General features: G+C 38.0%; 23 protein-coding genes, 1 pseudogene and 1 other annotated feature. Of the genes and pseudogenes, 9 read left to right on the top strand and 15 right to left on the bottom strand.

Annotated elements, in window-relative coordinates; all coding sequences use genetic code 11:
- Positions 1-237 precede the first annotated feature (237 nt).
- Positions 238-1311, top strand: coding sequence for an aromatic acid exporter family protein (locus tag NSQ94_RS03960; protein WP_066247279.1), 1074 nt, complete (start codon positions 238-240; stop codon positions 1309-1311).
- A 687-nt stretch (positions 1312-1998) separates the two neighbouring features.
- Here the strand turns inward: NSQ94_RS03960 and NSQ94_RS03955 are convergent.
- From NSQ94_RS03955 to NSQ94_RS03940, 4 genes are all read right to left on the bottom strand, one after another.
- Complete coding sequence (locus NSQ94_RS03955; RefSeq protein WP_339230199.1) at positions 1999-4719, bottom strand: GTP-binding protein; 2721 nt, start codon at positions 4717-4719, stop codon at positions 1999-2001.
- Positions 4720-4897: 178 nt separating this feature from the next.
- Positions 4898-6646, bottom strand: coding sequence for an ABC transporter ATP-binding protein (locus tag NSQ94_RS03950; protein ID WP_339230197.1), 1749 nt, complete (start codon positions 6644-6646; stop codon positions 4898-4900).
- Between the two features lie 65 nt (positions 6647-6711).
- Entirely contained in the window at positions 6712-7239 is a 528-nt protein-coding gene (locus tag NSQ94_RS03945) for a DUF402 domain-containing protein (RefSeq protein WP_063386259.1), read from the bottom strand.
- A gap of 104 nt (positions 7240-7343) precedes the next feature.
- On the bottom strand, positions 7344-7616 hold the full coding sequence (locus tag NSQ94_RS03940; RefSeq protein WP_232515610.1) for a YgaB family protein: 273 nt from the start codon (positions 7614-7616) through the stop codon (positions 7344-7346).
- Between the two features lie 214 nt (positions 7617-7830).
- Here NSQ94_RS03940 and NSQ94_RS03935 point away from each other — a divergent pair, with 214 nt between their 5' ends.
- The gene (locus tag NSQ94_RS03935; protein WP_144598206.1) at positions 7831-8646 is read left to right on the top strand and encodes an undecaprenyl-diphosphate phosphatase; all 816 of its coding nucleotides are present in this window, start codon (positions 7831-7833) and stop codon (positions 8644-8646) included.
- A gap of 75 nt (positions 8647-8721) precedes the next feature.
- On the opposite strand, the pseudogene NSQ94_RS03930 reads toward NSQ94_RS03935, so the two are convergent.
- Together NSQ94_RS03930 and fabL are read right to left on the bottom strand one after the other, a co-directional pair.
- Positions 8722-8865: pseudogene (locus NSQ94_RS03930) on the bottom strand (gamma-type small acid-soluble spore protein); the annotation flags it as partial.
- 84 nt (positions 8866-8949) lie between these two features.
- Positions 8950-9699 carry an enoyl-[acyl-carrier-protein] reductase FabL gene (gene fabL, locus NSQ94_RS03925; protein WP_063386261.1) on the bottom strand — a complete coding sequence of 250 codons (750 nt, stop codon included), beginning with the start codon at positions 9697-9699 and terminating at the stop codon, positions 8950-8952.
- Positions 9700-9802: 103 nt separating this feature from the next.
- On the opposite strand from fabL, the gene NSQ94_RS03920 reads away from it, so the two are divergent.
- A complete protein-coding gene (locus tag NSQ94_RS03920) occupies positions 9803-9970 on the top strand; it encodes a cytosolic protein (protein ID WP_094246379.1) in 168 nt (55 codons plus the stop codon).
- A 74-nt stretch (positions 9971-10044) separates the two neighbouring features.
- Here NSQ94_RS03920 and mutY read toward each other — a convergent pair whose 3' ends face one another.
- The gene (mutY, locus tag NSQ94_RS03915; RefSeq protein ID WP_144598207.1) at positions 10045-11151 is read right to left on the bottom strand and encodes an A/G-specific adenine glycosylase; all 1107 of its coding nucleotides are present in this window, start codon (positions 11149-11151) and stop codon (positions 10045-10047) included.
- A gap of 179 nt (positions 11152-11330) precedes the next feature.
- Between mutY and NSQ94_RS03910 the strand changes: the two genes are divergently transcribed.
- The 3 genes from NSQ94_RS03910 to NSQ94_RS03900 all read left to right on the top strand — a co-directional run bounded on the left by NSQ94_RS03910 (position 11331) and on the right by NSQ94_RS03900 (position 12756).
- Positions 11331-12311, top strand: a complete 981-nt coding sequence (locus tag NSQ94_RS03910) for a metal-dependent hydrolase (RefSeq protein ID WP_327848068.1) — start codon at positions 11331-11333, stop codon at positions 12309-12311.
- A 102-nt stretch (positions 12312-12413) separates the two neighbouring features.
- Positions 12414-12572: a small, acid-soluble spore protein K gene (locus NSQ94_RS03905; RefSeq protein ID WP_066247293.1), complete on the top strand. Its 159-nt coding sequence runs from the start codon at positions 12414-12416 to the stop codon at positions 12570-12572.
- A 28-nt stretch (positions 12573-12600) separates the two neighbouring features.
- Positions 12601-12756: a YpzG family protein gene (locus NSQ94_RS03900; RefSeq protein ID WP_082829369.1), complete on the top strand. Its 156-nt coding sequence runs from the start codon at positions 12601-12603 to the stop codon at positions 12754-12756.
- Positions 12757-13141: 385 nt separating this feature from the next.
- Here the strand turns inward: NSQ94_RS03900 and NSQ94_RS03895 are convergent, their stop codons facing one another.
- A complete protein-coding gene (locus NSQ94_RS03895; RefSeq protein ID WP_063386265.1) occupies positions 13142-13474 on the bottom strand; it encodes a YfhH family protein in 333 nt (110 codons plus the stop codon).
- A 3-nt stretch (positions 13475-13477) separates the two neighbouring features.
- Positions 13478-14293 carry a recombination regulator RecX gene (gene recX, locus NSQ94_RS03890; protein WP_339230194.1) on the bottom strand — a complete coding sequence of 272 codons (816 nt, stop codon included), beginning with the start codon at positions 14291-14293 and terminating at the stop codon, positions 13478-13480.
- A 595-nt stretch (positions 14294-14888) separates the two neighbouring features.
- On the opposite strand from recX, the gene NSQ94_RS03885 reads away from it, so the two are divergent.
- On the top strand, positions 14889-15440 hold the full coding sequence (locus NSQ94_RS03885; protein ID WP_063386267.1) for a GNAT family N-acetyltransferase: 552 nt from the start codon (positions 14889-14891) through the stop codon (positions 15438-15440).
- Between the two features lie 61 nt (positions 15441-15501).
- On the opposite strand, the gene NSQ94_RS03880 is transcribed toward NSQ94_RS03885, so the two are convergent.
- From NSQ94_RS03880 to NSQ94_RS03860, 5 genes are all read right to left on the bottom strand, one after another.
- On the bottom strand, positions 15502-16749 hold the full coding sequence (locus tag NSQ94_RS03880) for a glutamate-5-semialdehyde dehydrogenase (protein ID WP_339230192.1): 1248 nt from the start codon (positions 16747-16749) through the stop codon (positions 15502-15504).
- Complete coding sequence (proB, locus tag NSQ94_RS03875; protein ID WP_063386269.1) at positions 16746-17873, bottom strand: glutamate 5-kinase; 1128 nt, start codon at positions 17871-17873, stop codon at positions 16746-16748. Before proB ends, NSQ94_RS03880 begins: the two co-directional genes overlap by 4 nt.
- A 57-nt stretch (positions 17874-17930) precedes the next feature.
- Positions 17931-18146: a binding site (T-box leader), on the bottom strand.
- Positions 18147-18204: 58 nt separating this feature from the next.
- On the bottom strand, positions 18205-18696 hold the full coding sequence (locus NSQ94_RS03870) for a DoxX family membrane protein (RefSeq protein ID WP_066247308.1): 492 nt from the start codon (positions 18694-18696) through the stop codon (positions 18205-18207).
- 499 nt (positions 18697-19195) lie between these two features.
- Positions 19196-19909, bottom strand: coding sequence for a TerC family protein (locus tag NSQ94_RS03865; protein WP_235600384.1), 714 nt, complete (start codon positions 19907-19909; stop codon positions 19196-19198).
- A gap of 103 nt (positions 19910-20012) precedes the next feature.
- Positions 20013-20879: a LysR family transcriptional regulator gene (locus NSQ94_RS03860; protein WP_063386271.1), complete on the bottom strand. Its 867-nt coding sequence runs from the start codon at positions 20877-20879 to the stop codon at positions 20013-20015.
- 146 nt (positions 20880-21025) lie between these two features.
- Here NSQ94_RS03860 and NSQ94_RS03855 point away from each other — a divergent pair, with 146 nt between their 5' ends.
- Together NSQ94_RS03855 and NSQ94_RS03850 are read left to right on the top strand one after the other, a co-directional pair.
- The gene (locus tag NSQ94_RS03855) at positions 21026-22789 is read left to right on the top strand and encodes a thiamine pyrophosphate-requiring protein (RefSeq protein WP_339230190.1); all 1764 of its coding nucleotides are present in this window, start codon (positions 21026-21028) and stop codon (positions 22787-22789) included.
- 283 nt (positions 22790-23072) lie between these two features.
- Positions 23073-24545 carry an MFS transporter gene (locus tag NSQ94_RS03850; RefSeq protein WP_339230188.1) on the top strand — a complete coding sequence of 491 codons (1473 nt, stop codon included), beginning with the start codon at positions 23073-23075 and terminating at the stop codon, positions 24543-24545.
- 188 nt (positions 24546-24733) lie between these two features.
- Here NSQ94_RS03850 and NSQ94_RS03845 read toward each other — a convergent pair whose 3' ends face one another.
- Positions 24734-25975 (bottom strand): trypsin-like peptidase domain-containing protein, encoded by a 1242-nt coding sequence (locus tag NSQ94_RS03845; protein WP_339230186.1) that lies wholly within the window; start codon positions 25973-25975, stop codon positions 24734-24736.
- Between the last annotated feature and the right edge of the window lie 325 nt (positions 25976-26300).

Here is a 26300-nt window from a genome sequence, read left to right as displayed (position 1 = left end):
GAAACGATGGAGGTGATGTAAAACTGCCGCCTCTTCAGTTGTACGAAAAAAGTGCAAAAGTTCGCTCGATCACAACGTAACTATTTGGTCTGTCTATATTAAAGGATCATATCATATTACAAGAGTGTTAATTTTTTCCTTTCTCTTAAAATAACCTTGAATATTCGTGTTAAACAATGTATAGTCTGAATAGCTTACAACCTTTTTGATGAAAGGAAGGAAAAATTTTTATTCAACATGAAACTTGGAGCCCGTATCTTAAAAACAGGTATTGCAATTACACTGGCATTAATGCTGGCAGAGATGCTTCATTTTCCATCTCCAGCATTTGCAGGGATTGCAGCTATCTTTGCGATACAGCCGTCAATATATAGATCATATTTAACCGTCATTGAACAAGTTCAGGCAAATATAATCGGCGCTGTTGTCGCAGTTTTATTCGGGATTTCTTTCGGAACAAACCCGTTTATTATTGGTCTTACAGCAGTGATTACCATTGCTATTTGTTTAAAATTAAAGATTGAAAACACAATCGCAATTGCTTTAGTAACGGTTATTGCGATACTTGAAACAACAGGTGACGATTTTGTACAGTTTGCTACCATACGGTTTTTAACGATTTTACTTGGGGTTTTATCAGCTTTTTTTGTTAATTTGATATTTATGCCGCCAAAATACGAAACAAAGCTTTACCATAAAATCACCGAAATTTCCCATGAGATTATGAAATGGATTCGGATCAATATTCGAAATAAATCTGAGTTTGCCCCTCTTAAAGAGGAAATAGACAAAATCAAAGATCAGCTGATAAAACTTGATCATTTATTTTTGCTTTACAAAGAAGAGCGAACTTATTCTAAAGCGAAGGTATTGCCAAAATCAAGAAAACTTGTCCTGTATAGACAGATGATTATCACAACGAACAGGGCATTTTACACATTGCGCCAAATTCATTGCTTGGAAAACGAACTTCGGCAAATACCTAGAAAGCTCCATGAAATGCTTATATCAGAGCTTGACTTTTTATTAATTTTGCATGAGCAGGCGCTGTTAAAAATAACGAAAAAAATTAAAAACAATCACGATGAAGACCTGCTTCCTTATGACAAATTTAATCGAAAAGAATTCATTCAAGCGTTTTTGAAATTTGAAAAAGAAGCGGAAGATTCCGATTCGTTTTACCAAATACTATCTTTAGTCTCCGCCATCGTTGATTATCACGATCAATTGGAGCATTTAGATACATTGATTAACAGCTTTCAACATTTCCATAAAAAAGAAAATAAAATTCATGTGGAGGATGAAGAGTAAACAAGTTCATCTCCGTATATTACAGCCTTCAGAAGGCGATGAAAAAAGCAAAAAATTGTAAAAGACTACAGAATTTCATTCATGAATTCAGTAGTCTTTCATCTTTTTTAAGACAATCATTTCATTTATTTGAGAAGCTGAATGACCTCTCTTCTCTCAGAAAAGTATCGGTAGCTTTTCTGCCTTGGAAATAAATCTTATTTCATTTTTATCCGCTGCAAATGATAACTGGAATTTCATGGACGCAGCTTTGCGGATAAAGGCTGCGTTTTAATTTGTCTTCAAGATCCAACTGATCCCCGCCGAAATGCTGTTTCCAAACCGCTTCATCTTGTTAAATTGAAATCGTCTTATATCATCCAAGCGCAGGCAAGTTTTATATCATTTGGAACAGCTGTATTTTCTCAGCTTTCCAACTCAAAGCTTTGTTGGATGTTATCACAAGGAGGCTCCTTTAGAATCACGGTCAGCTTTTTGAGCTCAAAGCTCTCAGACAGTCTCGACCTGCGTTTCACTTCTACTAATAAAATAAATAGGAGCTGTCTAATAAGTCGTTTTTTCGGCTTATTGACGCCCCCTTTAATGTTTTAGAAACGTTGATATATCGATGTTTATGATTTTTTTGTTTTTCAATGGGGATTTGACTTTATGGACAGCCCCTAATCTAAAAATGTGCTAAGCATTGCTTTAATCTCCGCTAGAAAACTTATTTATATTCGTTTCGACCGCTTTATTGTTTAAGGAATGGTATTCATTCAATATTTCACATTGTCTTAAGTTTAATTCAAAAACTGTCAGCGGATCATAATAAATCTCTGGGTTTGTTTTCAAGCTGTCCAATTGTTGTTGATCTGTCCGAATTTGCTGCTCTCCTTCTTGCACAATTTGTTCAAGGTTGTGAACAGGTTCACGGAAAAACATTTTCACATCTCGTTCAATTCCTTTTTCAAATAAGTCGAATTGAGCAAAAAATTTTCGGATCATCGATTGAATCGCATCATCGAATGTTTCAGTTTCAATGTATTTTTTGTATTGCTGTGCGATAAACAGCTTGTTTTTCCCAATGGACGAAAACAGCTTTCCTGCTCCTTTTAATATAACTTGTGCAGGCTTAAAGCGGTTCATAATATTTTCTTCTTCGATGTTCACCACTGTTGTCAGACGATCAATATCCCGCCGCCAATCATCCACTACTTTGAAATCAGACATAAGCTTCACACGGTCATGACCGTACAATGAATTAAACGATTCACACATTTCATCTAAATAGACTTGGCATTGTTTTAGCTCGCTTTCAGCAAATGAAACCCATTCTCCCATTTTTTGCGACATTTTTGGAAGCAGCGTTTCAGCAAAATGCGCCTTCACCTGATCGTTCATTTTTTTGTTCAATTCTATGTGTAAATGGCTGAAATCGCTGTTTTCCGTTATGAATTTCGATGCAGATCGCAAAATAGTCCTTAACTCATCATGAAGATCCTTTTTTATTTCTTCCAAAGTGGAGCGGAGTGACTGCCTCAATTCCTTAGCTTTTTCATTTTCCATATCGCCAAGGCTATGTATTAATCCTTTTAATCGAGACACGATTTCTTTATTTTTTTCGATGTTTTCTTCTAAATGCTGCTCTAATTCCATCCGTTTGCTATAAGCATATTTAATAGCTTTTTTCAAGAAAAACAACAGCTTCTCCGTTTTGTTATCTTGATGAAACGGAAAACGTGAATGAATAAATTCAGCGAAGGACTGTTTCCGCTTCTCTCCTTCATTTCTTGAAGGGTATGGGAAAAATTCAGCTTCCGGGAAAAAGTCAAGTATTTGTTCTTTAAAATGATCATGAAGCATGCCGCTATCTTCAAGCAAAAAGTAAATTGGAAGCTCCTTTTTTAAAGCAATCGATGCCAGGCTTTCTATCATTTTTTCAACTGAAGCAGGTTGATGCTCTGGATGGACATATACCAACCCATCAGCCAGTTGTATATATTCCTTTAGCTCCTCTTGATCAACATGCTCTATGTCAGGTACTTCTATTAAACTTAGCTTATGATCGTTTAACAAATCATTAGGCGCACATACCGCAACAATTGTTCCATCTTCACGAACTGCCGCATCTTCTTCAGCGAATACATCTGTTATGCTTTCATTATTTATTTGCTTTATGTCTGTCCGGTCTTCATGGCAGTAAATAGTAATTTTTGATGAAGGAATGCTTGGAAGAGAATGGCCAAGCAGCGATCGGGCAAAACCGCTTTCTCCAACAATGAGCAAATAATGTTCGTTCTGTTCAAAAATCTTTTTTAATATCCAATGATATTTTTGCCCAAGATTTACTTGATTTATTTCCGCCCAATCGACCAGCTTCGCAAATAGCCGTTTTTCGGCTTCATGACCATCAGCACGATCATGACTAACTGATGCCAAAACGTGCTCCGCTTCTTCAATCACTTTCTCATCTAAGCTTGAACGGTAAATTTCACTCCATGCAACGACAGCTGCTGCAGCGGTCGATAGTTGTTTTCCTGTCGATAGTTTCAGCCAATTGGCTAAAATGTCCGGCATAAGATCTTGAAGCTCTTTTAGTAAATATGATCCGCCAAGAAGCTTATTATAGGATTCTTCATAAAAGCGTGATATTTCATCCCAATGCTGAAATTCGTCCACTTTCACATTGAAAATTAGATTGTTTATCGTTTTTAACCATGGAATAAAATATTTTTGATCGTGTTTATAGCATCGCCACAGTGAAACAGCAAGCTTCTCGAATTGCTCTACGTCGGTTCTGTATAAAACCGTTAATGCTTTAAAGAAATAATCCGGCTCTTTTTCTTTGACAAAACCTTGTTCAACATAATTGATCAAACGCTGAAACCATTCCGCTTTTTCAGTCCGAATTAATTCTTCAACCGTAAGATGGACCGCTTTGTCCCAATCTTCCTGTTCTTCATAAAATTGAATAGCGATGGTGGATGCTTGACCATGGTCAGGGTTGATCGATACCGCATCACGAATCGCCTCATACGCCTTTTCTTTTTCTCCTTGAAGACGGTGAAGCGAAAACAGCTTTAGCGATGCTTCTGCTTTAAGAACTTTTGAATCCGTTTCAATGGAACGGTACATTTCTTCCGCAGATGAAAATAATCCTAATTCAAAATATGCATCTCCGATATTTTTTCTCGCCCATGGCGCCAGCTCATTCTCTATATTTTCCCATTTAAAAATCGCCGCTTCATAATCTTTGTGGTGGAAATATACTTCTCCTTGAGCATAGCGTACATAAGACAGATCATATGCGACCTTTTTTTGTTCTTCTTGAAAAAGCTCCCCAAGCAGTTGGATCGGATGTTTCGTTTCATTTTCTTTTAATAATGTTTGATAAAAGTTTTTTTCAATTAACTGCTTTTCCGCCGCCATGACAACCTCCGTTCTTATACGAATTTAGTCTTTTCTTTTATTCTACCAAAATCGTTTTTTCAAAAGGGATTGAATCAAAAATTTATGAAAAACTTGACTGGCAAAAGTCTTGCTAAAATTAAAGTATATTATGGATTTCAAAGCAAATGACTAATTACCCATTTTGCTGCGGTATTTTTTACCATTCACCCAATTGCTGAATTTGAAATAGTTTATAGTAATGTCCGCGCTTTTTCATTAGTTCTTCATGAGTTCCGGTTTCAACAATTTTCCCGTTTTCAATTAGTACAATTTTATCTGCATGAGTAATTGTAGACAGACGATGGGCAACAATTAAGGTCGTACGGTTTTTTGCCAGTTTATCAAGGGCTTCTTGGATAAATTGTTCACTTTCTAAATCCAAAGCAGACGTAGCTTCATCCAAAATGAAAATCGGCGGATTTTTTAAAAATACTCGGGCAATTGCAATTCGCTGTTTTTGACCGCCGGATAACTTCACGCCTCTTTCGCCCACTTTCGTATCATAGCCATCAGGCAAACTCATAATAAACTCGTGAGCGTTAGCTGCTTTGGCCGCTTTTATGACCTCTTCATCCGTTGCATTTGGTTTGCCAATTAAAATATTCGTTTTTATCGATTCACTGAATAAAAAAGGATCCTGCAAAACTATGCCGATCTGCTCCCTGACGCTTTGCACTTTATAATCTCTAACGTCAATGCCGTCCAACAAAATTTTTCCTTCCGTTACATCCCAAAACCTCGGAACAAGACTCACAAGGGTGGATTTTCCCCCTCCGCTCATCCCGACAAAAGCGACCGTCTCCCCTTTTTGAATCGTTAAATGAATATCCTTTAGTACAAATTCTTCGTTGTCATGATAGCGAAAGGATACTTTGTCAAAAATAATTTCCCCCGAAAGTTTGTCTGCTGCTATTGCATCCTGTTTATCAACAATATCGTAAGGTTCGTCAAGAAACTCAAATACTCTGTCCATTGAAGCGAAAGCCTGTGTTAAAGTAGTTGATGAATTAATCAAACGGCGAAGAGGATTGTACAACCGATCAATATAGGCTGTAAAGGCAACCATCGTCCCGATCGTTAAATTCCCTTGTATCACTTCATAAGCCCCGTAAAAAATGACGAAAAGAGGCGCTAGGTCAGTAACGGTGTTAACAACAGCAAACGTTTTGGCGTTCCATTTTGTATGATCAATCGCCCTTTCAAGAAAATTGCGATTTTCACGATCAAATTCTTTTTGTTCATGCTCTTCATTCGCAAAGCTTTGAATGACAGCCATTCCGCTGACCCTCTCATGCAAATGCCCCTGCACCTCTGCCAGCGCCTGCGACCTAACTCTTGTCAAATGACGAAGCCTGCCGTAAAAATATTTAACTGACAATCCGTATATAGGAAGCAACATCATCGATACAATGGTCAACGTGACATCCATCGTAAACATAATCCCAATGGCAAATATAATAGTAAAAAGGTCAAGCCATAGATTCATAAGGCCCGTAATAACAAACGTCTTTGTTTGTTCAACATCATTAATCACCCGCGAAATAATTTCTCCCGCACGATTGTTTGAATAATATCTTAAGCTCAGCCGCTGAAGATGAGTAAACAGTTGATCGCGAATATCATATAAAATTTTGCTTCCCGTCCATTGCGCAAAATATTGCCGATAATACTCGATCGGCGGCCGTATGACGAGGAATATAAATAACATGATGCCCATTAAAAAAAGAAGCATCTCTATCTTTACGTCATTTGATAATGATCCGTTTAAAATATTGTCGACGATATATTTCAATACGAGCGGAATTAACAAAGGAATGCCAAACTTTATAATCCCGATGAAAATCGTTAAAAAAATTTGTTTTTTATATGGTTTTACAAATTGAAAATAGCGTTTAATCGAACCCAACCATTTCTCTCCTTTCAGATCAATGCAAAGCGAAAAGTCTGTTGATACTCCAACAGACTTTTCCATCATAAATATGTTAAATATCTTTCATACCACTGATCGATAAATTCAGGGGAAAACGGACCTTTTCTACCGCGTATCCAATAAATTAATTTGTTCACATTATTCTTTAAGATACGGTCAATGACTTGCGGATATTTCATTGATTTCTTATGCCGTTCATATTCATCTTCATCTAACAGTGTATAGGTCATATCCGGGAACACTTTAATATCCAAATCATAATCAATATACTTTAATGCCTCATTATCCCAAACAAAAGGAGAACTGATGTTGCAATAATAATAAATGCCGTCACCACGAATCATTCCAATTACATTAAACCAATGACGTGCATGAAAATAACAAATCGCCGGCTCCCTTGTAATCCAAGTTCTGCCGTCAGCTTCGGTAACCGTTGTTCGATCGTTGCCGCCAATAATACAGTTTTGCGATCCTTTTAAAACGGTCGTTTCCTCCCAAACACGATGAATGCACCCATTATGTTTATAACTGTGTATTTGAATGATATCTCCTTCCTTTGGCAGCGCCATTTTGTTCCCTACTTTCTAATGAACAGTTCACTTCAAATCCGAAAAAATCATTTTTCTTTATTATAACGTTTGATATTCAAAAAGAAAATAAAAGAGCCATGCCGCTAAAATGGCTGACTCGAGTCATACATTTCGATTTGGTACATTTTAATAACTTCTTCCGTTTGCTTTTCAAACGTTTTTTGAATGTCTATCAACTCATTTTTCATTTTTTCAATTTCTTTTTGCACAGAACGCAATTTCTTATCATCATTTTGTCTCAAAAATTCCAATTCCATTTGTTGATAATGCTCTATTTTAGATTGAAGCGATACAAGCTTATCCATCGTTTCAAGCTGTTCGCCAACTAGCAGATCAAAGCGGTTATATGTATTCAAATGAATCCCTCCCTAATAAAATGTTTATGGATACATATTCTAACTATTTCACTTGATTCCTTTGACAAGTTATGTAGACAATTAAGAAGTTTTGTCGTATGAACGCTTAGGTCAAAATTATTATTGACTCTCCATTCATTCATTATGTACAATCTGACAAGATTGAATCATTACAAACTTTGATTTTTTTTGAGAGAAAGGAAGTTACTATATCGTGTGGGAAATCATCACAGCAGTCATTTTAGGCATTGTTGAAGGGTTAACGGAATTTGCCCCTGTTTCTTCTACTGGACATATGATTCTTGTTGATGACATTCTTCTAAAATCTAAAGAAATATATTCAGAGCCTGTCGCCAACTCTTTTAAAGTCGTCATTCAGCTTGGATCAATACTAGCAGCGGTGATCGTATTTAAAGATCGCTTTTTCGATTTATTACAGATTAAGAAAATGCAGCATCAAAACGGTCAAAGATTAACGCTTGGCCTTGTCATCACAGGACTTCTTCCTGCTGCCGTCTTAGGTTTTTTATTTGAAGACTATATTGATACGTACTTGTTTTCCGCTCATAGCGTATTAGTCGGCCTTGTGTTAGGGGCATTATTAATGATTGCAGCAGACCTATTTGGTCCAAGAAAACCGAAAGCAGAAACGGTTGATCAAATTACATACAAACAAGCGCTAACCATCGGCCTCATCCAATGCATTTCCCTTTGGCCTGGTTTTTCGCGTTCCGGTTCAACGATTTCCGGCGGGGTTTTAGCCGGTTTAAGCCATCGTGCAGCTTCCGATTTTACGTTTATTATGGCTGTGCCGATAATGGCGGGGGCGAGCGGTCTTTCTCTTATTAAAAATTGGGAGCATTTCACGATCGACGTCCTGCCGTTTTTTATCGCCGGATTCATCAGTGCGTTTATTTTCGCGCTTTTGGCCATAAGATTCTTTTTGCAGTTGATCAACCGCATTAAACTTACACCATTTGCTATTTATCGGATCATTTTGGCGATCATCATCTATGTTTTTTTCCTTTAATGAAAGAAAGCGGAGAGCTGAAACGTTCTCCGCTTTTTGCCTGGCTCTTTTAAAAGAAACATTCAAAATTAATAGTTAAGAATTTTGTTGTTTATTTTGTTCAGATTGTTGATTTTGTTGTCTTACTTGTTGTGCATCTGTTTCAGCAGCAAATTCTGTTCCAAATCCTTGAGCTGATTGTTGGTTTTGCTTTCTCACTTGTTGAGCATTTGTTTTGTTTTGCTGTTGTTTTGCCATCATTTTTCACCTCCACGTCATATATCATGTCCAGGAGGGAAAAAACTTATCCAAAAAAATTTGCAGTTACAGCAATAAGGAAATGCCTCCATCTACGATCAAAGTTTGTCCTCTTATCATGAAAGCTTTTTCAGAGAGCAAAAATTCAACTGCATTTACGATATCCTCTTTTTCAATCATTCTTCCAGCCGGAGTCTTTTCTTTTGCTTCGTTTAAAATTTCCTCCCTGTTCGGAAAATGTGTCAATGCATCCGTATCGACAGCTGCGCCGGAAACCGCATTTACTACAATATTTTTCGGTGCTAATTCAACTGCTAAATATCTAGTTAAAGCTTCAAGAGCTGCTTTAGAAACCCCTACTGTCGTGTAATTTTTTAAATAGCGAATAGACCCTAAAGAGCTGATGCTCACGATGTGTCCGCCGCCGTGTTTTTCCATCAATTTTGCTGCTTCCTGCGCACAAAAAAGAAGTGCTTTTGCATTAATATCCATCGTCCAATCCCAATGGGATTCTTCAATTTCCATTAGAGGGCGTAAAACTCCAGATGCTGCATTGTTTACTAAAATATCAAGCCGTCCAAACGTTTTGTCAATTTCTGCAAACATTTCCTTTATTTTTTCTGGTTTTCCGACGTTTGCCTTCACCACAAGCGTTTTCACACCAAGACGTTCAATTTCTTCCGCGGTTTCGATCGCTTTCGATTTGCTGCGAGCATAATTAATGACGATGTGATACCCTTTTTCAGCAAGCCTCAAGGCAATAGCTTTGCCGATTCCTCTTGAAGATCCTGTGACAAGCGCTACTTTTTCATTCATATTTTACATCTCCTTATGTATTGAATAGTTATTTCTATCGTAACAAAGAATAGATATAGAAAAACATATAAAAAGGAGTTTTTGTAAATTGCCTATACGAGATATGACAGAGCTCTCCATGATCTCGAAGCAAGCTTGGAGCAGTGAGGAGCTTCAGCATTATCACCGCGCCTTTCAACAAATTATGCCTTACCTGAATATAGAAGGTCATACCATTCACCGTGAAATTATAGAAGAAATTGAAGCGCGCGGCGGTATTAACAAAGACTGATTAAACCAATTTTTGAGACATAATGGATGCAATCGGTACATGCCGATTGCATTTTCATTCACTTCCCAATGGAATTACGGCTCCACTTGTATGCCAGCTTTTTCCTTATAAAGAGCAAATATTTTTTGATGAGGTACAGGAAAAGCATATCGATCAATATCCTTGATGAAAACTTTTTCAAGCTCTTTCATTGATTCATCGCTACAAACTTTGCCGAAATAAACATTAATATTCCATGTCAAATGGGAAAAAACATGCTGAATCGTTCCTTTTAGCTCGCTTAATTTCGCTTCAACACCGTATTCTTCCCGCAAAAAATTTTCTAGATATATCCTTTTAGGAATTCTGTTTGTGCGAACTTCGCAATTTGGAAATTCCCACAAATTCGCAAGCAGTCCTGTGTCAGGTCTTTTATGAATATATAAATCGTTGTTTTGCACTAAAACCGCGCAAGCAATCGAAACTTGCTTTGTTGATTTGCTTCGTGTTTTTACTGGCAGCTTTTCCTGTAATCCTTCTGAAAAGGCAAGACAATGCTCCTGTACAGGACAAAGCAAACAGGACGGAGAAGTCGGCGTACAAACCATTGCTCCCAATTCCATTAATGCTTGATTAAAATCGGAAGGACGTTCTTTTGAAATAAGATTTGCAGCCGCTTCTTCAAATATTCTTCTTGTTTTTGGCTTTGCTATATCTTCTTCAATCAGTAAAATTCTTGACAATACTCTCATCACATTGCCGTCAACAGCAGGCTCAGGCTTGTTATAAGCAATGCTTAATATTGCTCCTTTCGTATAAGGCCCAATTCCTTTTAATTTTCCAAGCTGCTTCGGGTCATCCGGAAGTTTTCCTCCGTATTTTGCTGCCACCTCTTTCACTGCACTGTGCAAATTTCGGGCGCGCGAATAATAGCCTAGGCCTTCCCATGCCTTTAAAACCTCTTCTTCATCCGCATTTGCCAGCGCCTCAACATTCGGGAATTTTTTAATAAAATTGTTAAAGTACGGTATAACCGTTTCCACCCGTGTTTGCTGAAGCATTATTTCAGATACCCATACTTTGTATGGATCTTGGTCCTTTCTCCAGGGCAAATCTCTTTTTTCCCGTATATACCAGCCGATCAGGTCCTCCTGAAATGTTTTAATATCGAAATTCTCAATTTTTTGCAGTGATTGACCCATTTTTCAATATTTCCTCCATTATGCACTTCAAAATATGTTACACTAAAAAGAACTTATGAATTTATCGTACATTATTTTTTTTTGGCATGAAAGAAAAAATGAATTTATGTTTTTTGCGTTCAATGGAAAAAATTCAAATATCATCATAACGATTGTTTTTTCAGCTAAGGAGGATGGCTTTGGATACAGGTACACATTTCGTCATGGGAATCGCATTGGGAGGCTTAGCAACTTTGGATCCGGCTGTCGGCGGTTCCTTTCTGACAAGCGAGGCAGTTCTTGTTGGCACGATTATCGGTTCACAAGCACCAGATCTTGATACGGTTCTTAAATTTAAAAATAATGCAGCTTATTTAAAAAATCATCGCGGAATAACTCATTCAATTCCCGCAGTTTTATTATGGTCGCTGTTGATCACTGGAGCAATTCATTTTCTTATGCCAAGCAGCAGCCTCATCCATGTATGGATTTGGACGTTATTAGCTGTTGTTCTTCATGTTGTTGTCGACATTTTCAACGGCTACGGCACTCAAGCTCTCAGACCTTTTTCTGAAAAGTGGATTGCGCTGGGCACAATTAATACGTTTGATTCGTTTATCTTCATCGCTCATATTGTCGGCATTGGCATTTGGCTTTCCGGCGCCCATGGGGGCTATACCTTTTTAATTATTTATTGCATAATCGCTTTATATTATGTCGTTAGACTTCTAATGCAAAGATCGATTAAGAAAAAAATCTTAAACAGATGGAAAAATGTTGAAAACGTCATATTTAACCCAACAATGAAATTCCGCAAGTGGCAGCTCGTCATTGTGACAAAAGAACATTATTACGTTGCATATTCAAATTTTACCGAAATTCAAATCGTCGACCAATTTGAGCGCAAAGAGCTGCCGAATCACCCTGCAATGGAAGCCGCAAAAAAAGACCGGAATATTTCAGCATTTTTGCATTTTTCCCCTGTTTTCCATTGGCAAATAAAAGAGCAGCTTGATTATACCGAAATCCGTTTGATTGACTTGCGTTATTTCAGCAAAGGTCATTATCCCTTTGTAGCAGTTGCACAGCTCGATAAAGACCTCAACATTGTTCGTTCGTACACAGGTTGGATTTTCAGTAAAAAAAGAATGAAGAAAAAACTTAAACCGCTAATTGATTGATTATGACATTTCCTTAATTTTCTTTTATATTGGCTTCTAATAAGCAAATACTATTTATGCGCGTCCAATAGCGCAAATTTTTTTCTCCTTGGAGGATCTGCGATGCGCAATAAAGCAAAAGGATTTCCGCAGCATGAAAAATTTGACGGTGAGCCACGTGCTAAAGCGGAATTCGCGTCACGTCGTGCGAATGGAACCATTAACACACACCCTCAAGAGAGGATGAAAGCTTCAGGAGAACGGGATAAAAATTTTTCATAACCATTGACCTTTCAAGAGGTGTTTACTAATGGACACTAACCGATCATCCTTATCAAAAAAGCAGAAAAACGAATTTTTAGGAGCTTGGGGAAAACCGAAACATTCATTCCGTCAAGTAAACGGGGAAACCCAGCAAACCCAAAGCTTAATCATTTTGGAAAACGAAATGCGAAAACGTTCATAAATAAATAATACGAGATCATGCCATTATTTGGCATGATCTTGTTTATACAGACCTTTTTTAATTTTTAAAAATAATCGCCTAGATTCAAAACTCAACTATGATTTCCTCGATTAAATTTAATAAAGAAAATATTTAGCTTCAACATTGCTTGAGTAAACAAATTTCCATTATTCGCCTTATTTTTTGATACTATTTGTTAACAAAAGATTTCAAGCTAAAAACGAAATCCGTATCCTTTCAAGGTCAATTGAGAGAGTATTCAGTTTGATAACCATAATGCAAAGTTAGGCGCGAGGAAGCATAGCCACGAACAGGAAGAAAAAAACGATTGAAAGAAATCAACGGCCACTCTTTTCCCCAACTTCCTTCATTTTTCGTTCTCGACTTATTTCTCATTTATATTACTTTTTTTAATCAACATCGATATCGGCAGTGCTTCCTCCTTTAAAGGAGATGATAACCGATACCCCCAAGCGAAGACTCCTTTTAAATATTCAACTTTGAAATATTCACCAGGAGCTCCATCGATTTCATACGTCTCACCTGGCGGAAAATCGTCAGGATTCAACATATATGCTTTTGCCATAGCAATTTTCCTTTCCAGGACAGCATATTCGTTGATCATTCCGTGCTGTTCCGCTTTGCGCGCTTTTTCTTTTAATCGGGCAATTTCATTTTTTAGCTCGTATTCCGTCATTTCACTGTACCGTTTTTCCATTTCCTATTCCTCGCTTTTCTCTAAGTGTTTTTGCAAATATTGCTGAATAAGTTCTTGCGAAAAACCTTTTCGATATAAAAATTGCGCAAGCTTTTGACGATATGTGTACATATCTAGATGGGAATACTTTTTTTTCCCTTTTTCGCCTTGTATTAATAATGCTTCCCATTCTTGGTCATGACGTTCATGTAAAGGCAGCATCTCTAAAACAGCTTGAATCACTTCGGATGAAAAACCTTTCCTAAACATTGTCTGCTCTATTTTTTGCTTTAGCTGCGACATAGATATGTTCGCTTTTTTTCCCAATTGCTTTTCAGCTAATTTATACGCTGCTTCTATTTGTCTTTCTGTCGTGAAATGATGAAGAGCTGCTTCTATCAAATCGTTCTCAATCCCTTTTTGTCCCAGTTCTGCTTTTATTATGCCGGGCCCTTTCAAAGTGGTTTTCATTTGCGTTCTTACAAAGGCTTCCGCAAACTCCTTGTCATTTACATAATTTTTTAATTGAAGCTCAACCATTACACGTTCAATAACCCTCTCATCTATACCTTGACTTACAAGATGGTCACGGACCTCTTTTTCCGATCTCATTCGATAGCCAAGAAAAGTTAAAGCTTTGTTGAATGCTGCTTTTATTTGATCCTCGTGCAAAATCGCATCTATATCCAGCTCATCAAGCTCCATCCCTTTTCTTAGCCCGTGCTTAATTAAAACATCTTCCCCGACGCTAAAAGCAAATATTTCACCGTTTCCTCTATCGACGTAAATATTAAAACGATTTTTCTTTTTAGGTTGAACTTCTATTTTTACAATAAACATGTACAGACACCTCATTTTTATAGTACCATAGAAAAAATAAATAAATGGAAGTTTTAAGCATGAAAGTGTATGAATACTGTAACAATAGATTTTTCAGCTTGTAAGGAACGTTTTGCTGACTTTTCTAGCCGTTGATGCTATAAAACTATGAAGCAAAATTCAACCGTTCTTATTATGATTTCTAAATATTTTGCTGGCAGCAGGCAAATCTGCTTCAGTCAGGAAATGCGGTCCTCATTGTTATTGCATCAAAGCAATAGGAAAAAAATATCGTCAAAGAAAATATTGTAATTTTGTCCTATTCACTGCTTATAGAAACTCTTAAAGTAGTAAGAAAAAAGTAAAATTTTCTTAATAATCTTTTTACAAATTTTTTGTTTTCTTTTCCATAGAAATCAAGTATGATACTAGAAGAAATGCTGACAATTAAATTTATTTGTTTTTAAGGGAAGGCAAATGGTGCGCCACCGGTCTTTTGACCGGTTCTAGTGGGTTCGATTCCCACCCCGAAATTTTTACTTGATAAATAAAAATTTCGAGGGTGGGATCCGTTAGATTTCGTGGTAACCGCCCTCGTTGATAGAGGAGGATGAGCATGTTAAAAAAACGTGATCTAGCGGATTGTCAAGAGTTGTTCGAACTTATGGTTCATCCAGAGGTCTTCCCTTATGTTCGTCATAAAGCAACGTCGATTGAAGAATACATGTTTATAACAAAACAGTTGATTGAAGCAGAGGAACGAGGGGAATTAATTTCCCGCACCATTTTGGATGAATGGGGCTCTCCTATTGGAACAATCAGCTTGTATGATATTTTTGATCAAACTGGATTTCTCGGAACTTGGCTCGGCAAGCCGTACCATGGTAAAGGATATAATCAGCTTGCTAAGGACGCTTTTTTTCAAGAGATTTTTTATGAATTTGGAATTCAAACGATCTTTATGAAAATACGGAAAGACAATGAACGTTCCATGAAAGCCGCGCAGAAGCTTCCATATGTCTCCCTTGCCGATGAATCTCGTCAGCTTCCCCATATTGAAAACAAAAACTTATACAACATCTTTGAAATTTCAAAGGATATGTACACACTGTATACAAAACGAAACGGTTTCATGACAGACGAAGAAAGCAGATTGAAGGAAGCATAAAAAAATTGGAAGAAGACATCCGAACGAATCAAGATGTCTGCTTCCATTTTTTTATCATTTCTTATTCTCTAATCTGTCCGCTTCCTTTAATAATATATTTTGTAGAAGTCAGTGCAGGGAGTCCCATCGGTCCTCTGGCATGGAGCTTTTGCGTGCTGATCCCGATTTCTGCGCCAAACCCAAATTCAAATCCGTCTGTAAAGCGCGTCGATGCGTTGTGGTAAAGAGCTGCGGAATCAACTAATTTGAAAAACTTTTCTACATTTGCGGCATTTTCTGTGATAATTGCCTCAGAATGGTTTGTTCCGTAACGATTAATATGATCGATTGCTTCATCTACATTCGAAACAAGTTTCACCGCCATTGTATAATCTAAATATTCCGTTTCCCAATCTTCTTCTGTCGCTAATTTCAAATGCGGGAATTCATTGTACAATGCTTGATCGACACGCAACTCCACATTTTTCTCCTCGAGCTTTTCAATGAGCTCGCGAATATACTCCTTATTCCAATTTTCATGGATGAGAAGAGTTTCGGCTGCATTGCAGACGGAAGGTCTTTGTGTTTTTGCGTTTACAGTTATATCAATCGCCATCTTTTTGTCTGCTGATTCATCAATAAACACATGACAATTGCCTGCGCCCGTTTCTAACACAGGGACAGATGAATTTTCAACAACTGTTTTAATCAGATTTTTCCCTCCGCGAGGAATTAACACATCTAAATAATCATTTAATTTGAACATTTCCGCTGCCGTTTCCCTGCTGGTATCTTCCAGAAGCTGTACACTGTCGGCAGGAAAATTCGCTTTTTCTAACGCCTCTCGTATCACCTTTACGATCGCCATATTTGAATGCAATGCGGATGAGCTGCCGCGAAGAAGAACAGCGTTCCCTGTTTTTAAGCAAAGGCTTGAGGCATCAATTGTCACATTTGGTCTGGCTTCGTAAATCATCCCAACAACTCCGAGCGGCACCCGAACTTTTTCGATTTGTAAACCGTTCGGACGAGTCCAGCTTTCCAGCACTTCCCCAACTGGATCTTGCAAATAAATCAATTGTCTTAACGATTCAATCATTCCGTTAATTCGTTCTTCGTTTAAAAGAAGACGGTCAATTAGAGCGTCGGATAAACCATTCGCTTTCCCGTTTTCAATGTCTTTTTCATTTTCTTTTAAAATATAAGGCGTTTCTTTTTGCAATTGTTCAGCGATGATTGATAATGCGTTGTTTTTTTCTTCAGTAGTCTTTGCAACCAGCTTGGCAGCAGCTTCTTTTGCCAGCTTCCCTTTTGTCAACACTTCACTCATATCATCATCTCCTTACTCGTTATCGCTACAAATTGATCACGGTGAACCACTTCAGGATGTATGCGCTTTGTCATTTCCATCGCTTTTTGACTCGGCATGCCCATAATTTCTTTTAATTCTTCAGATGAATAATTGACTATGCCTTTTCCGATCAGCTTTTGTTCCTTGTTTAAAATTTGCACCACGTCTCCGGATTGAAAGTTGCCGCTGACACGCTTAACGCCAGCAGGAAGGAGCGATTTCCCTTCCTTCAAAATAGCCGCTACTGCTCCATCATCGACTTCCACATCACCAGATATGATCGAATGAAGAGCAATCCATGCTTTTGAATTACGAACAGCACTTAAATCGTTTTTGCCAATATATGTTCCGTCACCGTTCCCATTTAAAATTTCGATTAATTTCTCTTTTCCTTGACCTTTCCCGATAAATACGGATACACCGAGGGCAAGTGCCGTTTTTGCCGCCATGAGCTTTGATTTCATGCCACCTGTTCCAACTTTCGAACCGGATGTTGCCTCTGTTTGTTCAATTAATTCATCTGTTACTTCCGGCAAAAAATCAAATCGTTTCGCATTCGGATTTTTGGTAGGATCTTCTTCATATAAACCGTTAATATCCGTCAAAATAATAAGAAAATCGGCATGCAATAATCCGCTCACAAGAGCTGACAGCATATCGTTGTCTCCAAACGTCAATTCCTCAATCGAAACCGAATCATTTTCATTGATGATCGGGAGCACTTGCCGCTTTAGAAGCTCCGATAAGGTGGCGTATGCGTTTTGATATTGCTCTTTATGCTGAAAATTGCTCCTTGTCATCAAAAGCTGGGCACATACAATGCCGTATTTTTTAAATGCTTCTGTATAAGCCTGGATAAGCAGCCCTTGACCCACTGCCGCAGCCGCCTGTTTTCCTCTAATTGTCACAGGCCTGGAAGGATATCCAAGATCTCCATACCCTGCTGATACCGCTCCTGACGAAATTAAAATTACTTCATACCCTGCTTCCTTCAATTTAGCAATCGCTTCAACATGCTCGTGCAGCTTTTCTTTACTGAGTCCCCCGTTGTCATCTGTTAAAGAACTGCTTCCTATTTTTACGACCACTCGCTTTTTCCTCACTAAAAAACACCTCTTCATTGCTTGACAGTCATAAAAAAGACTCATATCATCCTTTCGAAAAAGGACGAATATGAGTCTATATCCGCGGTACCACCTTTTTTAGCACTAGTTTAGTGCTCCCTTTAGCCTGTAACGAAGGATACGGTCAGGTTATGAGCCTGACAGCTCCAGGGGTAGGTTCAATAGCTTATCAGCGATGAAACCTTTCAGCCATAGGGTTTCACTCTCTTTTTCGCCTAAAGTCTATTTACTGGCCCCTTTCAACGCCGAAAATATACTTTTTTTAAAATTATGTTTCAAAAATTTTTAAAAGTCAAGATGATTGCTGCATTTAAACATTTGCTTGTTGATTGAATTTTTTGTTTGTAAATTTATCTCTCAAATACGGCAGGATAAACCGATCAGCTCCCCAATAATACGCAGCTGCGCCTACTGCCATTAAAATGATTGCTTCAGTGTACATAATCGGATTCGTGCTTGTTGTTCCAGCTAACATAAAATTCAAGTTCATAAACGCACCAGCAATTAATGCAGGAGTTGTAAACAATCCCAAAATCAGTCCGATGCCAACTAACACTTCTCCAATTGGAATAATAAAATTAAAAAGTTCTACATTCGGAAGAGCAAAGTTTTCAAGGAACGCTGCATACCATCCTTGAACGGCCGGATGTTCTCCGGTTGCTTTAGCAATCGCCCCTTTTAAAAATCCTGTCGCATCAAATCCACCCAGCTTTTCGACTCCCGCGACAAACCATTGATAACCGAGCCAAATTCTAAGAGCCGCCCAGACAACCGCCATTTTTGGACCTTTCAGCCATTCCATCTTCAACCATCTCCTTTGTTTGTTTTTTCACTTTTATTTTTCGAAGAAGTTTGTGAAATATTTCACTAACCTCTTCAATTTCAATATATAATTTTCTGAATTTAACTTCAATATATTTGTGAAATATTTCACAAATTGTTAACAATTACTATAGTTATCCACATTCATAGTAGGATTTTATGGAAAAAATCCAGCTTCTTAAGCTCCAACAGTTACATAATATCCACAAAAACAGTATGGATAATGTGTATAAGTAGTGAATTGTCTGAAATATCTGTGGATAAAATAAAAAAGCACTCACCTTCTCTGGACGATGAATGCTTATACACAAAGAACGAACTCTCGAATTTACATGCAAATTAGAGCTGTTGCAAAAGAAACCGTCATTTTACAGAAGTGTGCATATTTTCCGATAACAAAAATTTTAGACATAACTAAATCTATTAAAACGTGGAATTTCTTTTCATAAAAAAACAGGCGCCGTTTCAACAGCCGCCTGCTAAGCACTATGCTGCAATTTATTTTCTTTCTCTGCACGCTTATTTTTCTCATAACCGATCGCTAACACAATCAATGTCATAATTCCGATAAGTAAATATTCGATCCACAAGTTTTGGATGTGAAACCATTGTTCAATATGCTTATCCTTAAAGATCATCTCACCGGCGGTCCAAGCTAAAATTCCAGATCCAACATATACAATCCATTGAAATTTGTTCATTAATTTTACGATCGCTTTTGATCCAAAAATCATAATTGGAATACTGATCAAAACTCCAACCGCAATCATGCCGATATGGCCGTGTGCCGCACCTGCTACTGCAACCACATTATCCAAACTCATGACGGCATCTGCAAGAATGATCGTTTGAATAGCTTTAAGCAGACTGCTTTGAGATTGGACATGCGCAGCTTCTCCGTCATCTACCAAAACTTTATAAGCAATCCAAAGCAGCAAAAATCCGCCGACAATGTTGACAAATGGGATTTTCAACAGGACAACAATAACGGATGCAAACAAAATCCGTAATGCGACCGCACCTCCAGTCCCCCAGAATATAGCTCTGTTTTGCTGTTCTTTCGGCAGATTTCTCGTTGCCATTGCAATTACAACTGCGTTATCGCCGGATAAAATAATATCGATTGCAATAATTTTTAATAAGGCAATGATGGCGTCAGATGAAATAGATATACCAACTGAAAATAAATCCAATTGTTATTCGCTCCTCTATTAAAAAATGTATACGTATAGATTCTATCCCTACCTTCCTTTGAAAGCAAATCCAATATTTTACCTATTTAAAAATTAAAATGAGTCATCTCCTTGTCAGCTGCTGGATAAATGTTCGAATGGCAGTGGAAGAAAGAAGACCTTTTCGATAAATAATTGCAACCTCTTTACGCGGAAGTTCGTCTGCAATTTTCAAAAGCTTGACAGAAAACTCCGGGCTGTTTTCAACATAAAGCTTTGGCAGGATCGTAATTCCGTTATGTAAAAGCGTCATCTTTAACAACGAATACGTATCCGACAATTCCACAATTGGGTTTAACTTAATGCCTTCTTTATTACAAAATGAATCGATCGTCTGTCTAAGAACATATTGCTCGGGCAATAAAAAGATCGGGTACGATTGAAGCTCTTCCAAATATATTAAATTTTTTTCAGCTAAAGGATGATCAAGGGATACAATGGCAAAAAACTCTAATGAAAACCATTTAATAACCTCTACTTGCGGATGATGAACTGGTAAATAGACAATCCCTATATCGAGCTCAGACTTGACTATTTTTTCTAACGTTTCTTCCGTTTTTAGATCGTAAACAGAGAGTTTTATATTTGGAAACTGTGAGTGAAACGTAAGCAAGGAAGAATAAAGAAGATGATTGCCAACACATCCGATTTTTAAATGGCCGCGATTCAATCCTTTTAATTCATGTATTTTAATTTTTGCTTGATCAATTTCAGAAAAAATTTTTTTCACATGTTCAAGTAAAATCTCTCCGCTTTCCGTTAATTCAATTTTTTTCCCCATTCTTCGAAAAAGAACTGTATCAAGACTGTTTTCAAGAAGGCGAATTTGCTGGCTTAATGTTGGTTGCGTAATCCCCAGCTTTTCTGCAGCTTTCGTAAAATGCAGCTCTTGACTCAATATTGCAAAATATTGCAAAAGACGGAACTCCATTTTATAGCTCCTTTCTATAGATATTTTCTATTATTATGATAGTTATTATAGTATTGTACTATCTTTTCTTTTCAAGTACAATTCTGATTACGGAATTATCTGACTAGTATTAATTATCTAAATTATGTTGAAAGGGTGTGTGTTGTTTGACCAGCCGATATACGACAAGCAAGGCACTTTTAGAAGCGTTACAAGAAGCTGATGTTTCCTTTATTTTTTCAAATCTAGGAAGCGATCACCCTGCCATTATTGAAGCCCTTGCCGAAGCTGAAAAAGAGGGAATTGATTTTCCGAAAATCATTACTTGTCCACATGAAATGGTTGCCTTAAGCGCTGCACATGGATATGCTCAAGTAAGCGGGAAACCTCAAGCTGTTTTAGTGCATGTTGAATGCGGCACGCAAAACCTTGGCGCTGCCATTCACAATGCTTGGAAAGGTCGGGTGCCTGTCCTCATTTTTGCCGGAACTTCTCCATATACTCAAGAAGGGGAGCTTCGGGGAAGCAGGAACGAATTTATTCACTGGATTCAGGATGTTCCCGATCAGCCCGGAATTGTAAGGGGTTACATGAAGTATACTCATGAGATTCGCACCGGGAAAAATGTAAAACAAATTGTCCATCGTGCACTGCAAATTGCTCAAAGCAGCCCGAAAGGACCCGTATATTTGACGAGCGCTAGAGAAGTTTTGGAGGAGGAAGTAGAAAAAGTAGAAATTCATCCTGAGCAATGGAGACCAATTGCAGCGCGTGCACTGGCACCGCAAGAAATAGATCCTTTAGTGAAAGATTTACTGGCAGCAAATAATCCGCTCATTGTCACGTCATATATTGGCAAAAACAAACAAGCGGTGAAAGAACTCGTTCAATTTTGTGAAAAACTTGCGATACCTGTTTTAGAGTCAGTGCCAAACTATATGAACTTTCCATCTGATCACCCGCTTCATTGCGGATATCAGTGGAATACTTCAACACAAAACGATTTAATCGAAAAAGCAGATTTTATAATGGTCATTGACAGTGATGTTCCTTGGATTCCAGTGAATAATAAACCATCGCCAAATTGTACGATTTACTATATTGATGAAGATCCGCTGAAGGAAGGGATGACATTATGGTATATCCCATCAAAACGTTTTTTCGCAGCTGATGCCGAAACGGCCTTGCACCAGTTGAACGAAGTGATTAAAAACGCTGACATTGACAGCTTGCAAGTAAATGAAAGGAGAAAACAAATAGAAAAATATCATAAAGCTCAGCGTGAAGAATGGAAAAAAGCTGAACAATTTTTTGACGACATTATCACGCCTGAGTATTTAACTGCCTGCATACGGGAAGTGTGCGATGAAAACACGATTATTGTCAATGAAGGCATTTCAAATTTCCAAACATTATATACCCATTTGCAAATGACCAAACCAGGTTCTATTTTTGGCAGCGGCGGAGGCGGACTTGGATGGAACGGCGGAGCAGCGATAGGAGCAAAACTGGCAGACCCGTCTAAAACAGTGATCAGCCTTACTGGAGATGGATCTTATCTGTTTAGCGTCCCTTCGAGCGTTCATTGGATATCGCAAAAATATGACGCGCCATTTTTAACCGTAATTTATAATAATCGCGGTTGGAAATCTCCGAAACTGTCAACCTTAGCTGTTCATCCGAATGGGATCGCAAATGAAACGAATCAATTTTTCGTAGATTTCACTCCTCATGCTGATCTTTCGAAAATTGCAGAAGCTGCAGGTGGCGCCTATGCAAGAAAAATAGAAAACCCTCATGAGCTGAAAGAGGCTCTGAATGAAGCAATAAAAACTGTCAAGTCTGGCCGTTCCGCTGTTTTAGATGTATATTTGCCCGCTATTAGTCAAGAAAATCAAATGAGAGAGGAAAAAAACCATTCCACAGTTTAAAAAGCGGGAGCAAAAAGCATTTAAAATTTGAACTCATTGGGAATAGCGGAAAGTACAAAACTTTAAAGCTGCGGAGAAAGTTCAAAACTAGATGGAATCATCAAGAATGTAGTCTAAAAAATTTTATATTCCTTTCATCGCACATCGTCCGAAATATAGAAAATCAGCATCCAATTGATCTTATATTCAACCAGCAGCATTTTCTATTTCTTTTTGCCCTTTTATGTAAGCGCTATCTAAAAGTTGTGTTAAATTTTAAATCTAGATAGGAGTGAAAATGATAATGAAAAAATGGGAAAGGTACCATACAATATGGGGAATGTTGTTCCTAGGATGGGTTGTTTCTTATATCGACAGAACTGCGACAGGCCCAATTGTTACTTGGATGATAGAACATAAAATATCATTTTTTTCAGATGTCCCGAATCCTCATGAATTTGGGGGTTTAATAGGCAGTTTGTTTTTTGCCGGATTTATGTTAAACCAATTTCCTGGAGGAAACTTGGGAGATAAATTTGGATACCGCCCTATTATTATATTAAGTATTTTGTGGGCAGCCGTCGCCACTTTTTTCACAGGCTTATCAGGCGGTCTCGTCATGTTTGTTTTATTCCGTGTATTACTTGGATTAGGTGAAGGAATCCTTTATTCAAATGACAGATCCTATATTGCTTTCAACACTCCTCCGGAAAAAATGGGCTTAGGAATGGGAGTTGTTATTACTGGTCTGTCTATCGGCTTAACGTTGGCAACAATCGGTACACCTCTTCTTCTGGAAGCTTTTGTTCCTCTAATGGGATATGAGGCTTGGAGAGTTCCTTTTCTATTCATGGGATTCATTACTTTAATCGTTGCTGTTCTTATGTTTAAATTTATGAAGCCTGATAAAAAATTGATACAATCAGCAGATCCAAATTCACCTGGTGTGAAGGAATTTTACGGAAAATCGTTATATCACTTAAGTATTTATTCACTTGTGTTTTTGGTTATCATCATGGCTATATACTTCACATCAACAAAATTAGGGCTCTCATCGATTGTCATAGCTTTTATTTTGGCTAGTTTAGCCCCCATATTGATCATATATCTTTATGTAACAAAAAAATCAGAAGTGCACCCTTTGATTATGAATAAAGACCTGTTTTTCCTTTATCTATCTTTCCTGCCGATTTTATGGCATTTATGGTTGTATGGATTCTGGTCTACGGCAATTGTCCAAGAATTTGGCGGCGGAGCACTAGTTGCCGCAGCAGCAGTAGCTTCATTTAACGCAGTAGCAGGGGTTATCGGGTTCCCGCTTGGCGGAAAAATTTCTGACCTGTTAGCTGATAGACCGAACGGCCGCAGAAATGTATTAGCGCTTTTAACTTTTCTTTTAGCTGTTTCAATATTTGTTTTTGCTTGGTATATTCAAACGGAAAATAGCAGCCCGATTATTACGTCAATCATTTTATTTATATCAGGATTATTCTTTTTTGCATTGCAGCCGGTTTCACATGCCTTAAATGCGGAATTGGCGCCGGAAGGCAAACAAGGCGGGGCATTTGGCATGCTGAATCTGATAGCAGAAATTGGCGCCGTATTGTCGCCAGTCGTATCAGGATATTTAAGAGACAGCACAGGCAGCTGGGGAGCTCCACTAATATTGGACGGAGTTTTAATTAGTATTAGTTGTTTATTTGTTTTAGCAATCTCAAGCAAAGCTGTACAATCTGCTCAACCAAAAAATATCTCGTCTAGCGAAGCAAATATGTAAACAAGTTATGTATAGCGATGAAAATTTTCTAAGCAAATGATGCTGTTGTTAATTGGCGAATATCATTCATTTATCAGAGGTAGATCATTTTCCCATTGATGGAAAAGATTCCCATTGAAAAAAGGGCTTTGCAAAAAGTTAATTGAACTGACTTTTTGCTGGCCCTTTCTTTTTAATACTATTCCCGATCAGGTTTGCGATAAGTCTTGACTTGAAAGGGTAACTGTGACGGTCTTTTCTTTTCCGTCCCGATATAATTTGACTTTGACTGAGTCCCCTGATTTCTTTTCACTGTACAAATATTTTCTTAACTCACTCGTGTTGTGAATGCTTTGCCCATCCAATGCGACGATCACATCCTTTTCCTGCAATCCGGCCTGATCGGCGGGAGAATTTGCCTGAACTCTTCCAACTACCGCACCTTCTTTAACGTCAGATGGCAAATTGAGTGTGTCTCTAAGGAAATAATCAGGAAGCTCGCTTACATTTAATAATGCAACTCCAAGAAACGGACGGTCAATTTTTCCTTTTTCCATTAATTGATTGATCGCCTTCACAACATCATTGCTTGGAATAGCAAATCCGAGCCCTTCCACACCTTCCTGGCTGATTTTCATACTGCTGACGCCGATGACTTTCCCATCCATGTTAATTAAAGGGCCTCCGCTGTTTCCTGGATTGATCGCTGCATCAGTTTGAATGACATCAAGCGCCCAGTCTCCTTCAGAAGTTGTAATCGTCACTGTGCGATTGACTCCGCTGATAATCCCTTCTGTTACAGTTCTAGAAAGATCGCTGCCAAGCGGATTCCCGATTGCAATGACCTGATCGCCGACTCGTATATTATCGGAATCACCAAACTCAGCTACTGTGTTAACACTATTGTTATTAATTTTTATGACGGCCAAGTCTGTCAATGAGTCAGCACCGACTACCTCTGCTTTTTCCTTATCGCCATTGGAAAGCGTTACCTCCAATGAAGAAGCCCCTTCAATAACATGGTTATTTGTAACAATAAAAACATCATTGCCGGACTTTTTAAAGATAATTCCTGTTCCGCTTCCGCTTTCCACTTCTTCGCTGGAAGAATCTTGGCGCGATCCAAACCAATCTGTCCTTTGCTGCTGCAAATTAGAAATGCCGACAATCGCTGGTGAAAGTTTTTCAGCAATTTCTGCAATATCGCCTTGATTGGAAATCTTCGCAACATTAACAGATGCTTCCTGATCGTTTGTATTTTGACTGACCGCTGCATGCTCTGTTTCATTTGAAGCTTTGTTATGATCTTGGAATGGCAAGTAGGTCAACGCACCGTATACAACAGCTCCGCCCAAAACACCGCTGATTAAAGAAGAAAGAACCGGCTTCAACAAACTGTTCTTTTTTCTTTCCACACGATTGTTTTGATCTATTTCATCATAATATCCCATAGCAAAAGCCCTCCTCTTCTTCATCGTTTGTCTTATTCACATACTAGGCAAAAAATATGACGAAACGATGAACAAAAGGTAAAAAAACATTGAAATATAAAAAAGATCGGACGCCGCTCGATATTATGCGCCTCTTACCTTTTCGCCAAATCCATAGTTCAAAAGCACTTTTCAAAAATCGTTTCTCCTGCCAAGCCCTAACGAAACGGTGAACATCAATCTGGATCGCCCGCGGTACTTTCATTTATTACAAAAAATGCAATTCTGAAACACATAGATGTTGTTGATTGAAAATAAGCCTTTCTGAAAAATTGGCATTTGAATT

Source organism: Aeribacillus sp. FSL K6-2833 (assembly GCF_037965815.1).
GTDB classification, from domain to species: Bacteria; Bacillota; Bacilli; order Bacillales; family Aeribacillaceae; genus Aeribacillus; species Aeribacillus composti.
The sequence above is the reverse complement of the archived record's forward strand: the minus strand, read 5'-3'. Positions and strand labels throughout refer to the sequence as shown.

What these genes read in the sequence shown, in the direction of transcription:
- NSQ94_RS03955 (WP_339230199.1), bottom strand. Translation starts at nt 4,719, where the DNA reads ATGGCGGCGGAAAAGCAGTTAATTGAAAAAAACTTTTATCAAACATTA.
- NSQ94_RS03860 (WP_063386271.1), bottom strand. Translation starts at nt 20,879, where the DNA reads ATGGAGTTCCGTCTTTTGCAATATTTTGCAATATTGAGTCAAGAGCTG.
- NSQ94_RS03880 (WP_339230192.1), bottom strand. Translation starts at nt 16,749, where the DNA reads ATGAGTGAAGTGTTGACAAAAGGGAAGCTGGCAAAAGAAGCTGCTGCC.
- fabL (WP_063386261.1), bottom strand. Translation starts at nt 9,699, where the DNA reads ATGAATGAAAAAGTAGCGCTTGTCACAGGATCTTCAAGAGGAATCGGC.
- NSQ94_RS03900 (WP_082829369.1), top strand. Translation starts at nt 12,601, where the DNA reads ATGGACACTAACCGATCATCCTTATCAAAAAAGCAGAAAAACGAATTT.
- NSQ94_RS03885 (WP_063386267.1), top strand. Translation starts at nt 14,889, where the DNA reads ATGTTAAAAAAACGTGATCTAGCGGATTGTCAAGAGTTGTTCGAACTT.
- NSQ94_RS03945 (WP_063386259.1), bottom strand. Translation starts at nt 7,239, where the DNA reads ATGGCGCTGCCAAAGGAAGGAGATATCATTCAAATACACAGTTATAAA.
- NSQ94_RS03905 (WP_066247293.1), top strand. Translation starts at nt 12,414, where the DNA reads ATGCGCAATAAAGCAAAAGGATTTCCGCAGCATGAAAAATTTGACGGT.
- mutY (WP_144598207.1), bottom strand. Translation starts at nt 11,151, where the DNA reads ATGGGTCAATCACTGCAAAAAATTGAGAATTTCGATATTAAAACATTT.
- NSQ94_RS03870 (WP_066247308.1), bottom strand. Translation starts at nt 18,696, where the DNA reads ATGGAATGGCTGAAAGGTCCAAAAATGGCGGTTGTCTGGGCGGCTCTT.
- NSQ94_RS03845 (WP_339230186.1), bottom strand. Translation starts at nt 25,975, where the DNA reads ATGGGATATTATGATGAAATAGATCAAAACAATCGTGTGGAAAGAAAA.
- NSQ94_RS03960 (WP_066247279.1), top strand. Translation starts at nt 238, where the DNA reads ATGAAACTTGGAGCCCGTATCTTAAAAACAGGTATTGCAATTACACTG.
- NSQ94_RS03850 (WP_339230188.1), top strand. Translation starts at nt 23,073, where the DNA reads ATGAAAAAATGGGAAAGGTACCATACAATATGGGGAATGTTGTTCCTA.
- NSQ94_RS03920 (WP_094246379.1), top strand. Translation starts at nt 9,803, where the DNA reads ATGACAGAGCTCTCCATGATCTCGAAGCAAGCTTGGAGCAGTGAGGAG.
- recX (WP_339230194.1), bottom strand. Translation starts at nt 14,293, where the DNA reads ATGTTTATTGTAAAAATAGAAGTTCAACCTAAAAAGAAAAATCGTTTT.
- NSQ94_RS03895 (WP_063386265.1), bottom strand. Translation starts at nt 13,474, where the DNA reads ATGGAAAAACGGTACAGTGAAATGACGGAATACGAGCTAAAAAATGAA.